This window comes from Ralstonia edaphi (assembly GCF_958350185.1).
Classification (GTDB): Bacteria; Pseudomonadota; Gammaproteobacteria; order Burkholderiales; family Burkholderiaceae; genus Ralstonia; species Ralstonia edaphi.
On sequence record NZ_CATWHI010000003.1, the window covers coordinates 67,651 to 81,877 of the forward strand.

Sequence of the window (14,227 nt, forward strand, 5' to 3'; positions counted from 1 at the left end):
GGGCGGCGTCGCCCGAAGGCGCCTTGGCTTTGTCGTTATCACGCGGTGAATGGGTGCCGCTCATGGCTGTTTCCGGCTGTTCTGGTGCTGCCCCAGGCGCTGCTGGTTTTGCGGCATTTGCCCCTCTTGTGCAGCGGAACGGCCATCCTCGGCCGGCACCGGCATCGGGCGCTTTGCGGACTGGTCGGTGCCGTACTGCATGGAAGTGCGCTCGGCGCGGTCCGATTCAGCGCGCTCGCGGGTGCCGCTGCGCTCTTGCTGGGCTTGCGCGTTGTCCTCGCTCTTCTTGCTTTCGCCCTTTCGTTCCCCCGCCTTTTCTCTCGCCTGTGCAGCGGGCTTGTGCGGTTGCTGTGCGTGTTGCTTCATCGTCAGCCTCCTGGTTTCGGTTACGGGCAGCTCGCCCGCGTCGAAGAGGGTCGCAACGAGCGTGCCGCAAACTGCTGCGCGCGCGCAGGTATCTGCCTTGCTGCATTCACTGTGTCGCGCCTTGGCGCACAAGCACGCATGGAGAATCCACATGGCAACGAGCAACCTGTATCGCACCGGCGAAGCACCCGCACAAACCGGCAAGGGGCACGGCACCGATGCACTCGGCCCCTCCGACAGTTCGGACTCGGGCAGCGACGTGGTCGGCGGCCCGGGCCTGGGCAGCGACGTTGAAGACCGCTTTGACGACGATCCCGCGGTCCACCCGCACGGCAACGCCGCCAACCGCACAGCGGGCGCGGACCTCGGCGACGTCAACCTCGACAGCGACACCGATTCGACCGGCACGGGCGAGCGCCGCGCAGCGGGGCACGAACCTGTCGTACGCGAAGGCGGCGACCTGATGCCCGACGCTGTCCACGACATACACGACCCCGACGTCGACACGCCCATCGACGATGAGAACTTCGAACACGCCACGGGCCTGGCCGGTGAAAACGACGATGCCGACGCGCCGGACGCCGTCGACCTGGACGAAGCGCCGATCGATCCGCAGCCCGGCAGCCGTGACGTGCCGGTGCACTCGCCAACGGGTGGCGGCACGGATTGGTCCGACAACATGCGCCGCAGCCGCCCGACGTACAAGGGCAAGCGCGTGCCAGGCCAGCATCGGAGCTAGGCATCGTCGAGATCAGGACGGCGTCTGCACGCAAGCGTGCTCCCGTCTAGACTGGTGGCGGGCCGCGCATCACGCACCCGTGAACCGCGCAGGCCCGCCGCCCCTTTTGTCGAGCGAACTTCACGCCCCTACCCCATGATCCGACTACGCCTTTCTGCCCGTACCGCCGCAGTTGTCACTGTCGCCGCAGCGCTCTTTCCTCTGGCTGCCTCTGCGCAAAGTACCGCTGCGCCCACGCGCGTGCGGGCCACCATCAACGCGGTACACAGCACCGCGGTCGACGTGACCGACACGTCCGGCAACAAGGCCACCGTGACGCTGCCGGTCGACCTCAACGTCACGCAAGTTGCGCCGATCGAGCCGTCAGCCATTCGCGCCGGCAGCTATATCGGCACGGCGGCGGTCAAGCAGCCGGATGGCACGCTGCGCGCACTGGAAGTCCACGTATTTCCGGAAGCCATGCGCGGCACCGGCGACGGCCACCGCCCCTACGACATGGGGCCGAACAGCAGCATGACGAACGGCACCGTCGAACAGGCAGGTGCCGTCACCGGCGCGCAGGGCCGCACGCTGTCGGTCAAATACAAGGATGGGGAGCAGCGCATCGTGGTGCCGCCGCAAGTACCGATCGTCACCTTCGAGCCGGGTCGGCGCGATGACCTGAAAGCCGGCGCGCACGTCGTCATGTTCGTGCGCGCGGATGCGCAGGGCACGCTGGTCGCACAACGCGTGCTGGTCGGCAAGGACGGAATGGTCCCGCCCATGTGAAGACGATTTGATGGATGGGACATCGGGCCAGCCACATGTGCTGGCCCGATTTGCTTAGAACGGCTTGCTGACCGACAACAGGAACGTACGGCGCGGCGCAAACTGCGGCGCTCCCACGCCAATGCCCGTGCCATCACGCAGCTGGTAGCTGCGATCGAAGATGTTCAGCACGGTCAGGCGCGTCTTGAACTTGCCCAGCGTAGGCAGGTTGAAGTCGCGCGCCGCGCCCACGTTCATCTGCCAGTAGGCCGGCAGGTGCTCCGTGTTGGCAAAGCCGTTGCGCAGGCCCGTTCCGAACAGCACGTCGCTCGTATACGTTGTGCCCCAATACCGGTACGACACGCCTGCCGACGCGGTCAGGCGCTGGTCGTGATCGAGGTTGACCCAATGGTTGTTGATATAGGCCAGCTCGTCGGCGCCGAAGTTGAACTGGCCGGTCTCGATGCCCTTGCCCTGCGCGCGCGACACGGCCAGGTTCAGATACGCCCCGAAGTTGCCGTTGCGATAGTTCGCGCTGCCTTCCAGGCCGTAGATGCGGCCACGCTCGTAGTTGAACGCCGAGTACAGCAGCGCGTTGCCGAACTGACCTTCGTCCTGCAGATGGCGCACGTCGCGGTAATACGCGTCCAGACCCAACGTCAGGTGCGGTGTGAGCTGGTGCGAAATCCCCAGGTCAAAGTAGTTCGAACGCTCCGACTTGACGGCCGTGTTGGCGTCCGACGGCAACGCGTTGGTCGTGCCGGCAAAGGCCTGCACCGACGTGGTGTCGAACTTCTCCGTGGGCGGCGGCGTGAAGTAGCGCGCGTAGCCGGCATGCAGGCGGGTGCGCGGCGTCAGGTCGTACGTCAGGCCCAGGCGCGGGCTCAGTTGCTGCTCGCTGACGACGGTGTTGACGCGGTCGTAGCGTGCGCCGTAGTTGACGGTGAGCTTGTCGGTGGGCTTCCACTCGTCCTGCAGGTAGACGCCCAGGGTCGTGCCGCTGCCGCTGTGGTTGTCGACGATGGTGAACGGCGTGGTGCTGGTCTGGGCGCCGGAGTCGTCGGCGGCAAACACGCTGGCGGTGTTGTTGGCCACATAGCGCTCGCGCTGGACGAACACGCCGGCACGCAGCGTGTGCTTGTCGGTCAGCTTGTAGCTCGCATCGCCCTGCAGGCCGTAGGCCTCGTTGCGGCGCGTGATGTCGGCGGCCACGCCGTTGTAGACCAGATCGCCGATCGGATCGGGCATGTAATCGATGCGGCTTGCGCGGCGGAACACCGACACCTGGTAGTCGAGCTTGGGCGACACCTTCTGCTGATACGTCAGGATCTGGAAGTCAGTCTTCTCACGCTGATTGGCGTTGAGCGCTTCCGACGCCGGCGGCACCGCGCCATCGAGCGTGAATTGCGGCGTCAGGCCCGGACGCGTCGGAATCTGGAACCGGCCGTTCGACGTGCCGAACATGAAGCTCACGCGGCTGTCGTTGTCGAGCAGGTACGACAGCATGCCGAACGACTTGTTTTGCATGGTGTGGTCGTGCGTGGCGTTGCGGTTGCCCGTCGGGTTCTCAATGCCGAGGTTGTTTTCCAGGAACACGCCCGACAGGTAATAGCTGAAGCGGTCTTTCGTGCCCTGGATCTGCGCATTGACCTCGTGCGTGGCATTGCTGCCCAGCACCGTGCCGATCTCGCCGCCAAAGGCCTTCGGCTCGCCGTCCTCGTCGGCAGACGCACCCTTGGTGGTGATGTCGACAATCCCGGCTGTGCGGTAGCCGTATTGCGCGGGCAGTGCGCCGGTCAGCACGTTGATCTGGTTGGCGAAGCGCGTATCCAGCATCTGCCCGAAGCCGCTGATCGGCTCGGGAACGATCACGCCATTGATGCGGTATTGCAGGTTCGAGTGGTCTCCGCGCACGTGCAGTTGCCCGTAGGAATCCTGCACCACGCCCGGGGCCTGCAGCAGCACCTGGTTCAGCGGCGTCGCATCGCCCAGCGGCAGGCGGGCGATGTCATCGGTGTCGAACTTGTAGACGGAGCTGCCAGTGTCCGGTGACAGCGCATTGCGTGCGGCGTCCAGGCGCTTGGCCGTGACGCGGGTTTCGCTGAGGTCGCGCACGTTGGTGGCGGGTGCCGTCGTAGTGGGCGTGGAAGGCGTAGCGGCCGGCGGTGTGGCCTCCTGAGCCAGGGCGGAAACCGAGGCGACGGACGGCAGGACGGCGGCAAGCGCCATCACCAGCTTGCGGGGCTGGAACGGAATCATGAAAAAACCTTTGAATCGAGCGGATGCGTTAAACAGCGGCTCGCGCATGCGTCAACACAAGCGCGCGCCGACGGGCAAGGCGGGAATCAAAGGCGGAATGGAGGATCGCGCGAACACACGGCCACCGGAAAGACCGGCGCGCCCGCATGAAAGCCGATGCGCGGAAAGTGCCAGCGCCGCGTATGCGCCAGGCGCAGCGCCACCAGCATCGGCAAGGCCGCCGCCAGCGCGGCATAGGCCGCGCACTGCAAGCACGCGGCGTGCTCCTGCGCGGGCTGACTGCGCTCGGCACTGGTCGGCTTGGCCGTGGTGGCGGCATTGAACTCGACGCCGGTCGCTTCGCTGAATTCACTCCAATGCGAGAGCGCATGCCGCAGCGCGCCCTGCTGACCAAACAGCAGGAACACGGCCAGCAGGCAAGCCAGCCAACGCAGATGGAGGGAGGAGGAGCGGAAGGAACGCAAAGTCGGGCGCTAGGTGCCGGCGCACAATATCACCCGACATTGTGCGCCCCAATGCAACTAAGTTGCGAATTCTGACACCAGCCGCCTGATTCAGCAATCCGTCAGGTGGAGGGGCAGAACAACCCGCGAGCGTAGCGCCGCAGTATTACAAACGCGTGTGCGCAAAGCCCGGCATGAGACCCGTCGGCACGCCCAGAGTCGGCACCGGCACGCGTTTCCAGTTGGAGCGCGTCTTGCGGGCGGCCTCAGCGCGTTGCGCGGGGGCGCCCACCTCGGTGGCATCGTGCAGGCTGGCGAGCCAGGCGCCATAGTCGAACCAGCCGTCGCGCACGAGCTGTTCGCCCACGCAGTTGGCAAAGCGATCGGACTTGGGCAGGAAGCACAGCTCGAAGCCTTCGGCCTCGCGGCGGCCGTGCATCCAGCGATGCGGCACCTGGTGGCTGGCCAGCGCTTCCGACAAACGCGTGCCGTAGCGCTGCTGTCCTTGCCGCCGGGCGCCAATCACGTAGAAGCCGTCAAGCAGACGGCGCAGCCCCAGCGCAGAACGCGCATGACGCACTTCTGCATCGACCAGCAGTTCACGGTTCTGCGTACGCGCCTGCAACGCCAATGCGGCGAAATGGTGCGCGCCCCATTCGTTCATGTAGAAGAGTTCACCGCCGGCAAAGTCGTAGGCGCGAAACACATTGGCCTGATCTGCGTAGCGGAACACGTGGCGCCGGTTGGCGGCAAAGTCGGCGTCCGTGCTGTGCGGAATACGGCGGCAGTGCTGATGCGCAAACACCAGCATGCTCGGAAACGAATGCACCGAGCACGGCGACTGCGCCAGCCCTGTCACCGCGCGGATATCGATCTTGCAGTGCTCGCGGCGCACGCCCACCAACTGGCTGAGATGGTGGTGCAGCTCGTCCACCCAGTCGGCATGCGCAAGATGCTTGGGAAACAGCTGGTGCGCGGGTTCGGCAAGGCCGCCCTCGAGCAGGAACGGCACGCTCTTGTGCCAGATATCGAGTTTCCAGTGCGACAGCGCATCGGTGGGCGTGCGATGGTGCGCGACCGATTGCGTGACATTGAAGGCGCGCGACTGGACGACCCAGTTCGACGCCGCATGCAGCAGGTTGGAAACGTTCATGTCACCCCCCGGAAGACTGAATCGTTTGTTTGGCGGACTGCCGACGTCGCTCTGAATGTGTGGCGATTGTTCAGCAATGTAAAAACCAACGACTCAAACGTACCCCACTTTAGAGGGGTGTGCCATGAAGTTTGTTGAAGTCCGTGTTAAGAAAAATACACATGAAACGTGGGGACTTGTCAGGCCCGCGACATGCTGGAAGAGAGGCATCCGCCGATCAGGAGACCGCGATGCCCACCCAGCCAGGCCGTTCCGACACCGATACGACGCAGCCCGAAAGCCCGAAAGCGCAGCCACAGCCCGCCAAGCGCAAGCCCGGCGAGCCGCTGGTGCCACGCGACACCCGTCCAAATCCGGCGGAGCAGAAAGAGCCGCCCGTGGAAGACTTCTGACGCCGTCTGGCGCTGGGCCGCCGCCTCAGACCAGGCACATGTCGGACACTTCCTCGTCCGACAAACCCCAGGTGGTGGCGTCTTCCACGGTCACGATGGAATCATCTGACTTGCTCAGGCTGATGCGCTCGGGGCGCACGCGCGTCTTGGTGTTGCCCGAATAGAAAACAACCACATCCGGCTTGAGCGCAGACGCCTCGTTCTGGTGCACCACGACGCCCAAGCGGTTGGTCCGCAGCTTGACCAGCGTGCCGACCGGGTAGATGCCCACGCTGCGCGTGAAGGCCTGGAAAACGGTGCGGTCGAACTGCGTATCGGTGCGCGCCATCATGTATTTCAGCGCCTGCGCCGGAGACCACGCATGGTGATACGGGCTGCTCGACGTGAGCGTGTCGTACACGTCGCAGATGGCGCCCATCTTGGCCCACAGGCTGATGCCGTCGGCCTTCAGCGCGTCGGGGTAACCGCTGCCGTCGATGCGCTCGTGATGGTGCAGGCAGATCTCGCGCGCAATCTCGCTGAACTGCCCGGTACCCTGCAGCAGGTGATGGCCGCCCACGGCGTGGGTCTGCAGCAGCGCCAGTTCGTCCTTGGTGAGCGCGGTGCTCTTGTCGAGCAGCGTGCGCGGCATGGCCGATTTGCCGATGTCGTGCACCAGCCCGCCCAGCCCGCATTCGCGAATCTCCTCTTCGGGCAGGCCCAGCGTCTTGGCCAGCGCCACCATCAGCGCGCAAACCGCAAACGAATGCAGGTAGGTGTAATCGTCCTTGTTCTTCAGCCGCGCCAGGGCAATCAGCGCGTACGAGTTGCGTGCCAGGGAATTCGACACGTCGTCCACCAGCAGCAGCGCCTTTTCGGTTTCCAGCGCGCGGCCCATGCGCGCTTCGGAAAACATGTGGCCAAGCGTCGCCTTGCCGTTCTGCATCAGCTGCTGGGCGTGCTTCCACTCTTCCTTGAGCGACGTGGGCGTGATCGGCGGCCGCGCTGCCAGCGTCTCGCGCGTAAGCGGCTCGGGCGCGGGCGCCGGGGCCGGAGCGGGCATCAGCGTTTCCGACATGACGTCTTCGCCGCGCTCAGGGTCGATCCAGATTTCGGTGATACCCGCGCGGCGGATGTCGTCGATCTGGCCCTGGTGCGACAACTGGAATTGCGCACGCCAGAACGGATGCTTGAGCCAGGACCCCCCCAGCTTCATCACAAACATGCCGACACGCAATTGGCTCGCATCGATTCGCTTCATACCCTGCCTACCTCGGCTCAACGTCCGGTTTTTTGATTGAATTAGGGGAGCGGCGTGCCAGCCGACACTGGCTCGTGTATCGCAGTCTAGGCGTTTTACGCCGGTGGATGCTCTGGTCCGTCAGCGCGCCAAACCGCGCTTGGCTTATCGGCAAGCCTGGGCAAAACTTGAGGCGAATGTGGATTGGGCGGCGCGCGGCATATCCCGGCCTTGGCAAGCAACCGGCGGGACACCGGCTGTGGCGGCGGTCGAATCAAACAGGTGATGCGTCAAGACCCTCGCCTGTCGGGCTGGCAGCCCGGCGCGGGAGGGGTACACTAGACTTCAAGGATGCGCATCCGATATGACTCAAGATCCCACCTCTCAACGTAAGCAGCAGAACGCCGATGACTTCGCGCTCAACCGCGACGCCATCCGGTGGCTCGCATCCCTGCCCGACGAGGTACGGCCGATCGAACTCGGCCGGAAGTTTCCGCGCATCATCAACACGATCGCCGCCAAGTGGGCCGATTTCATCGGCTGCCGGCGCTACCTGAACAGCCTGCAGATTGACGAACGCGGTGGCCGCCAGGGCTTTCCGTTCGAGATCGTCCAGGAAATCTGCGCGCTGCGCGAGTATTTCGACTCGCTGTATCCGCCGGACAAAGACCTCTGGCAGAAGGCCATCGACGCGAACAAGCGCTGAAGCGCGCGCAGCCTGCACCAAAGCAAAGCGGCCCAATGTCGGGCCGCTTGTCATTTGCGCACGCACGCTGCAGGTCACGAAGCGGAATCCGGCCCCGATGCCAGCTTGTTGAGCAGCGCCAGCAGCGTCTGCCGCTCATCCTTGGAAAGATGCGCTGTCACGCGGGCATCGTGCGCGGTGACGGCCCGGGTGATGTCGTCCAGGGTGGTCGCGCCCTTGGCGGTCAGCACGAGCCGGAACGCGCGCTTGTCCTTGGGCGACGGCTGGCGTTCCACCATGCCCATGTCTTCGAGCGTATCGACCAGCAGCACCGCTCCCGAGCGCGCCACGCCCAGGATGTTCGCCAGCTCCGTCAGCTTCAGGTTCGGGTTGTGCGCGATCACGGTCATGGCCGAGAAGCGCGGCGGCGTGATGTTCCACGTCTGCAGCGAGCGCACGAAATCTTCGTAGATGTGCAGCTGCGCGCGGCGCACCGCATAGCCGACGAGGCCGTCAAGCGCGCCATACTCGACGTCCGCCAGATGCGGGTTGAAGTGGCCCGAGGGGGCCACGGCGGGATACAGGTCGTCAGCTTTGGGCGTGCGCGGCATGGCGGTGTCGATGGTGAAAGACCCCTCGATTATCGTCGCCGATGCGCCCGCCGGCCACGCACCCGCGCGCGTTTCAGTTCAACAATTTCCACTTGCCGTGGTCGATGGTCAGCAGCACGCGCCCGCGCGCGTCAAAGCCGAAATGATCCGTGGCCGTGTAGTTGAGGACGCCATGCGAAACGACGATGTCGCGCTCCGATTCCAGCGCGTTCTTCAGCGCCTGGCGGAAATCCGGCGTGCCGGGCTTGGCCTTCTTGAGCGCCACCGGCACGATTCGCTGGAGCACCTGCAGCGCATCCCACGTGTGGGCACCGAACTGCGTGCGCGTGTCGGGGCCGTTGGCTTTCTCATAGCGCGTCACGTATTCAAGCGCGGTCTTTTTGCTCGGGTGGCTGTCGGGCAATTGCTCGGCCACGATCACCGGGCCGGCCGGAAGGATGGCCCCGTCGACCGTCTTGCCGCCGATGCGGATCAGGTCTTTCGTCGCCGCGCCGTGCGTCTGGTAGATCGGCCCCGTGTAACCGCGATCGCGCAATGCGGTGTGCGGCAGCGCGGCGCCCGTGCCCGCACCGGCCACCAGGATCGCATCGGGCTTGATGCTGACCAGCTTGGCGACCTGCCCCGTCACGCTGGTGTCTGCGCGGGCGTAGCGCTCCACGTCGACGATCTTGATGCCGCGCGGCGTGGCGGCAGCAGTGAAGTCCTTCAGCCAGCTCTCGCCGTACGCATCCGAGAAGCCGATGAAGCCCACGTTCTTGACGCCGGACGCCGCCATGCGCTTGGCAATCGCCTCGGCCATCAGCGAGATGGGCTGCGCAAGCCGGTAGGTCCAATCGCCCTTGCCCGGCTTCAGCTCCACCGGCGCCAGCGCCAGTTGCGGCGTGTGCGACTCGGTGGCGACTTCGGCAATCGCAATCGACGGTGCCACCGCCGATGAACCGACGATGATGTCGACGTGGTCTTCCGTCACCAGCTTGCGTGCCAGGCGCGTGCCGGTGCTCGGGTCGGAGGCGTCATCCACGACCACGAGGCGCAGCTTTTCTCCGGCGATGGTGTCGGGATAGAACGCCAGCGAATTCTTCTGCGTGATGCCGAGCGACGCTGACGGCCCTGTCGTCGAGAGGCTCACGCCAACGACGATGTCGGCGTGGGCGGCGGTGGCAAGCAACAGCGCAGCAGCGGCGCAGATGGTGCGGCGGATGGTCATGGGTCCCCTCTTTTTTTCTGGCGTTTGAACGTACGGGTGTTTCAGGCGCGGCCCGGCATGGGCGGCTGATCGCGCAGCGATTGCGGATCGAAGCCGGCCAGTTTTTTATAGCGCATCGCAATCCCTTCCAGCTCGGAGCGCGGGATGACATCGTCGATGCGCGAGAAGCCTTGGGGCGCGCGTTCATGCGCGAGCTGCATGACCTGCTCCGGCCCGTTCAGGCGGTTGCGCAGCACGATGCCCGCGGTGCGCGGCAGGCGATCGGCCTCGTACTCGCGCAGGACAACGCCGGTGTCGCGCGTGGCGAGCAGGCAATCGACCAATGCGCGCGCATCGAGAATCGCCTGGGCGCTTCCGTTCGAGCCGATCGGATACATCGGGTGTGCCGCATCGCCCAACAGCGTGACGCGGCCGAAGGTCCAGCGCGGCAGCGGATCTTTGTCAACGAGCGGGAATTCGTACACGGCCTGGGCGCCGTCGATCAAGGCGGGAATGTCGATCCAGTCCCATTTCCAGTCGGCGAAGGCGCTGCGGAAGATCGCGCGGTCGACCTCGCGGTTCCAGTCGCTGCGCGGCGGCGCCTCGTCGGGCACGCGCAGCTCGGCAATCCAGTTGATGCGCGAGCGGCCCTGCTGGCGCAGCGTTTCGGAGATCGGATAGGCGACGAACTTCTGGTCCTGATGGCCGGCCATGAACATGGTTCGGCCATCGAGATACGGCGCGGCCTCGGTGACGGCGCGCCACAGCATGCGGCCCGCAAAGCGCGGTGCATCGCCCGTCGGGTAAAAGTGCCGGCGCACGGCAGAGTGGATGCCATCGGCGCCGATCAGCACGTCCGCCGAGGATTCGACAACCGTGTCGTTGGTGCGATCGCGCAGCGTGAAGCGCACGGGGCCGCCCTTCTCGCCCGTCGATTGGACCGCCTCAAAGCTGTGACCCAGGCGGATGCAATCCGCGCCGAGCCGTTCAATCACGGCATCGGCCAGGGCCATCTGGAATTCGCCGCGATGGATCGAGAACTGCGGCCAGTCGTACCCGGCGGCCAACCCGCGCGGCTCGTGCCAGATCGGCTGGCCGAAACGGTTGTAGTAAGCCAGCGCGGACGTCCGAATCGCCAGCGCGCTCAGCGTGTCTTCCAGGCCGAGTTCGCACAACTGGCGCGCAGCGTGCGGCAGCAGATTGATGCCCACGCCCAGCGGCCGCAGCGTCTGCACGGCCTCCCACACTTCGACCTCAAAGCCTTGGCGCTCGGCCATCAACGCGAGCGTCAGGCCGCCGATGCCCGCCCCGATGATGGCGATCTTCATGGCTGTCTCCCTGAAATTTGTTGCAGTCTATAACGAATCGCGACGCCATCCCGCCGGGGACATATCAGGGCAAATACCTAGACGAAGGCGGCTGAATGCGGCGCGTTGACCGCTTGACGCTCTGTGAGATATCACAATACCATCACTCGACTTTTACGAGATTCGAGGCCGCTCCCATGTCGCGTCCCATCAAGCTGGTTTCCGGCACCGCCAAACCCGCGCCCGCACCGTTTGCCGTTGAGCCCGCAGCGCATGCGCCCAAAGGCGCCGCCATGCGTGAACTCGCCTACAACGAGATCAAGCGCCGCATCATGGCGTGCGAGTTCCGCCCCGGCGAGCCGCTCAACGAAGCGCAGCTCGGCACGATTCTGGGATTGGGCCGCACGCCGATCCACCAGGCGCTGCATCGTCTGGAGGTGGAAGGGCTGGTGCAGATCCTGCCGCGCAAGGGCGTGCTGGTGACGCCGCTGTCGCTCAACGACGTGCTCGACATGATCGAGGTGCGCGCCACCAACGAGATCCTGTGCGTGACGCTGGCCGCCGAGCGTGCCCATCCGGCGGATTTCGAGGCCATGCGCGCCATCGTCGATGCATCGCCCGCGCTGATCGAGCACCGCGACATTGCCGCGCTGGCCGCGCTCGACCTCAAGTTCCACCTCGCCATTTCCGCCGCCTCGCGCAACCGCGTGCTGGCCGAATTGCTCCGCGGCCTGCACGAGAAGCAGGCGCGCTTCTGGTTCCTCTCGCTGTCGGAGCCGCAACACCTGCAGAACGTGTACGACGAGCACCTCGCCGTGCTCGATGCGCTGGAGCGCCGCGACGTGCCCGCTGCGCGCGAAGCGATTCGCGAGCACATCGACGAGTTCCGCCGCACGATCATCCGAACGCTCTGATCCCGATTTCCCCCCGTTCGTTTTTCCCGCTTCTTCCGGATTCCGCATGACCACGCTGCACCTGAACCTGATCGGCCACGGCCCCATCGACGTGACCGTGGACCACCTTGTCATTGCCGGCTGGACCGGCCGCGATGCCGAAGCCGTTGAACACCACATCGCCGAGCTTGAAGCGATCGGCGTGGCGCGTCCGGCGCGCGTGCCGTGCTTCTACCGCGTGTCGGCTTCGCTGCTGACGACCGACGCCACCGTTGAGATTCCCGGCGCCGATTCGTCGGGCGAAGCCGAGTTCGTGCTGTATTCCACGCCGATGGGCCTGCTGGTCGGCATTGGTTCCGACCACACCGACCGCAAGGTCGAAGCCTATGGTGTGACGGTCTCCAAGCAGATGTGCGCCAAGCCCGTCAGCCGCGACGTGTGGCGCTTTGAAGCGCTGGCCGACCATTGGGACAGCCTGCAGATGAAAACCTGGCGCACCCGCGACGGCCAGACCGCGCTGTACCAGGAAGGCGGCGTCACGCGCATGCTCGACCCGCGCGACCTTATCCGCCGCTACACCGGCAACGACACGCTGCCCCTCGGCACCGCTATGTTCTGCGGCACGCAGCCCATCATCGGCGAACTCGGTTTTGGCGAGGCCTTCGACATGGCCCTGATCGACCCGGTGTCGGGCACCGAGTTGCGCCATCGCTATGCTGTCGACACGCTGCCTGTTGAAGGCTGAAGCGCCCCACCTCACGGAGACCACCGCATGATGACGCCCCGCCCGAACATGATCCGCGCGCTGGCCGCTGACCTGGCTGCCGGCCGCACCACCAGCGTCGCGCTGACAGAGGCTGCCCTGGAGCACGCCGAATCGCACCGCGCCGCCGGCGGTGCCGCCTACGTGAGCATCGACGTGCAAGCCGCGCTGGCCATGGCGCGCGCCGCCGATGCCGCACGTGCGGCAGGCAACGTGCCCTCGCCGCTGGCGGGGCTGCCGGTGTCCATCAAGGACCTGTTTGACGTAGCCGGCCAAGTGACCGCAGCCGGTTCGCGCGCCCTGGCCGACCAGCCGCACGCCACCGCCGATGCCGCCGCCGTGGCGCGCCTGCGTGCAGCCGGCGCCGTGCTGCTCGGCCGCACCAACATGAGCGAATTTGCGTTCTCGGGGCTGGGCCTGAACCCGCATTACGGCACACCGCGCACGCCGGCCGATGGCGCACGCGCGGCAGGCGGTTCCACGTCGGGCGGTGCCGTCACCGTTGCGGGCGGCATGGCCGTGGCGGCCCTGGGCACAGACACCGGCGGCTCGATCCGCATTCCGTCGGCGTTCTGCAATCTGACGGGCTTCAAGCCCACCGCGCGCCGTGTGCCGATGACGGGCGCCGTGCCGCTGTCCACGTCGCTCGATTCCGGCGGCCCGCTCGCCAACTCGGTTGACTGCTGCGCCATCGTCGATGCCGTGTTGAGCGGCGAGTCCGGCAACGATGCGTTCGACACCACCGCAGTACCGCTGGCCGGATTGCGCTTCGGCATCACGCAGGACTTTGTCGGCGCGGATCTCGACAACACAGTCGCCGTTGCGTTCGAGCGCGCTGTCGAGCGGCTGGAACGTGCCGGCGCGCACATCGTGCGTTTCGAATTTCCCGAGCTGCTGCAACTGCCGGACATCAACAGCGGCGGCGGCTTCTCGGCGGCGGAATCCTGGGCATGGCATCGCGCGCTGCTCGCGCGTGCCGAAGCGCAGTACGACCCGCGCGTCGCCACGCGCATCCGCCGTGGCGAACAGATGAGCGCAGCCGCCTACATCGACGTGATCAACGCACGCGTGCGCATGATTGCCGCCGCACGCAAGCGCCTGGGCAACTTCGATGCATGGCTGATGCCGACGGTGGCCATCGTGCCGCCCGAAGTCGCCCCCCTTGAAGCCGACGACGCAGCGTTCTTCCGCGTCAATGCCCTCGCGCTGCGCAATCCGAGCGTGATCAATTTCCTGGACGGCTGCGCGTTGACGCTGCCGGTACACGCTGCCGGCGAACTGCCGGTCGGCCTGTCGCTCTGCGGTCTCGCCAACGACGACGCGCGCATCCTGCGCGTCGGCCGGGCGGTGGAGGCTGCCCTGCGTTGATCGACTAGCCAGAACATTTGCCGCCGGCGTCCGGGCCACGCAGGCGGTTCCCCAAGCCAAGCCGAAAAAAGAAAAGGCGCGCTGTAGACGCGCCAG

Annotated in this window: 15 protein-coding genes; 7 read left to right on the forward strand and 8 right to left on the reverse strand. The window is 65.9% G+C overall.

What is annotated here, in order from left to right; genetic code table 11:
• Positions 1 to 60: 60 nt before the first annotated feature.
• A complete protein-coding gene (locus R2669_RS10720) occupies positions 61 to 519 on the reverse strand; it encodes a hypothetical protein (RefSeq protein ID WP_316900040.1) in 459 nt (152 codons plus the stop codon).
• Here R2669_RS10720 and R2669_RS10725 point away from each other — a divergent pair.
• Together R2669_RS10725 and R2669_RS10730 are read left to right on the forward strand one after the other, a co-directional pair.
• Positions 518 to 1,105, forward strand: a complete 588-nt coding sequence (locus R2669_RS10725; protein ID WP_316888444.1) for a hypothetical protein — start codon at positions 518 to 520, stop codon at positions 1,103 to 1,105. The two genes, R2669_RS10720 and R2669_RS10725, sit on opposite strands and share 2 nt — an antisense overlap.
• A gap of 135 nt (positions 1,106 to 1,240) precedes the next feature.
• The gene (locus tag R2669_RS10730; RefSeq protein WP_316900041.1) at positions 1,241 to 1,873 is read left to right on the forward strand and encodes a hypothetical protein; all 633 of its coding nucleotides are present in this window, start codon (positions 1,241 to 1,243) and stop codon (positions 1,871 to 1,873) included.
• A gap of 54 nt (positions 1,874 to 1,927) precedes the next feature.
• Here R2669_RS10730 and R2669_RS10735 read toward each other — a convergent pair whose 3' ends face one another.
• From R2669_RS10735 to R2669_RS10745, 3 genes are all read right to left on the reverse strand, one after another.
• Positions 1,928 to 4,111 carry a TonB-dependent receptor gene (locus R2669_RS10735; protein ID WP_316900043.1) on the reverse strand — a complete coding sequence of 728 codons (2,184 nt, stop codon included), beginning with the start codon at positions 4,109 to 4,111 and terminating at the stop codon, positions 1,928 to 1,930.
• A gap of 86 nt (positions 4,112 to 4,197) precedes the next feature.
• A complete protein-coding gene (locus tag R2669_RS10740) occupies positions 4,198 to 4,575 on the reverse strand; it encodes a hypothetical protein (protein WP_316900045.1) in 378 nt (125 codons plus the stop codon).
• A 145-nt stretch (positions 4,576 to 4,720) separates the two neighbouring features.
• Complete coding sequence (locus tag R2669_RS10745) at positions 4,721 to 5,707, reverse strand: DUF6685 family protein (protein WP_316888450.1); 987 nt, start codon at positions 5,705 to 5,707, stop codon at positions 4,721 to 4,723.
• Between the two features lie 230 nt (positions 5,708 to 5,937).
• Here R2669_RS10745 and R2669_RS10750 point away from each other — a divergent pair, with 230 nt between their 5' ends.
• Positions 5,938 to 6,099, forward strand: a complete 162-nt coding sequence (locus R2669_RS10750) for a hypothetical protein (RefSeq protein WP_186829318.1) — start codon at positions 5,938 to 5,940, stop codon at positions 6,097 to 6,099.
• 25 nt (positions 6,100 to 6,124) lie between these two features.
• Here R2669_RS10750 and R2669_RS10755 read toward each other — a convergent pair whose 3' ends face one another.
• The gene (locus R2669_RS10755) at positions 6,125 to 7,339 is read right to left on the reverse strand and encodes a cyclic di-GMP phosphodiesterase (protein WP_316873889.1); all 1,215 of its coding nucleotides are present in this window, start codon (positions 7,337 to 7,339) and stop codon (positions 6,125 to 6,127) included.
• Positions 7,340 to 7,682: 343 nt separating this feature from the next.
• Between R2669_RS10755 and R2669_RS10760 the strand changes: the two genes are divergently transcribed.
• A complete protein-coding gene (locus R2669_RS10760; protein ID WP_316888451.1) occupies positions 7,683 to 8,024 on the forward strand; it encodes a hypothetical protein in 342 nt (113 codons plus the stop codon).
• Positions 8,025 to 8,098: 74 nt separating this feature from the next.
• Here R2669_RS10760 and R2669_RS10765 read toward each other — a convergent pair whose 3' ends face one another.
• From R2669_RS10765 to R2669_RS10775, 3 genes are all read right to left on the reverse strand, one after another.
• Positions 8,099 to 8,614 carry a MarR family winged helix-turn-helix transcriptional regulator gene (locus tag R2669_RS10765; protein WP_147216426.1) on the reverse strand — a complete coding sequence of 172 codons (516 nt, stop codon included), beginning with the start codon at positions 8,612 to 8,614 and terminating at the stop codon, positions 8,099 to 8,101.
• Positions 8,615 to 8,687: 73 nt separating this feature from the next.
• Positions 8,688 to 9,821 (reverse strand): ABC transporter substrate-binding protein, encoded by a 1,134-nt coding sequence (locus R2669_RS10770; protein WP_316900047.1) that lies wholly within the window; start codon positions 9,819 to 9,821, stop codon positions 8,688 to 8,690.
• A 41-nt stretch (positions 9,822 to 9,862) separates the two neighbouring features.
• Positions 9,863 to 11,128 carry a flavin-dependent oxidoreductase gene (locus R2669_RS10775; RefSeq protein ID WP_316900049.1) on the reverse strand — a complete coding sequence of 422 codons (1,266 nt, stop codon included), beginning with the start codon at positions 11,126 to 11,128 and terminating at the stop codon, positions 9,863 to 9,865.
• A 176-nt stretch (positions 11,129 to 11,304) separates the two neighbouring features.
• Here R2669_RS10775 and R2669_RS10780 point away from each other — a divergent pair, with 176 nt between their 5' ends.
• The 3 genes from R2669_RS10780 to R2669_RS10790 are packed head-to-tail and all read left to right on the forward strand — an operon-like array spanning position 11,305 to position 14,131.
• Complete coding sequence (locus tag R2669_RS10780) at positions 11,305 to 12,021, forward strand: GntR family transcriptional regulator (RefSeq protein WP_316873883.1); 717 nt, start codon at positions 11,305 to 11,307, stop codon at positions 12,019 to 12,021.
• A gap of 46 nt (positions 12,022 to 12,067) precedes the next feature.
• Positions 12,068 to 12,745, forward strand: a complete 678-nt coding sequence (locus tag R2669_RS10785) for a DUF2848 domain-containing protein (protein ID WP_316900051.1) — start codon at positions 12,068 to 12,070, stop codon at positions 12,743 to 12,745.
• Between the two features lie 27 nt (positions 12,746 to 12,772).
• Positions 12,773 to 14,131 (forward strand): amidase, encoded by a 1,359-nt coding sequence (locus R2669_RS10790; RefSeq protein WP_316900052.1) that lies wholly within the window; start codon positions 12,773 to 12,775, stop codon positions 14,129 to 14,131.
• Positions 14,132 to 14,227 lie beyond the last annotated feature (96 nt).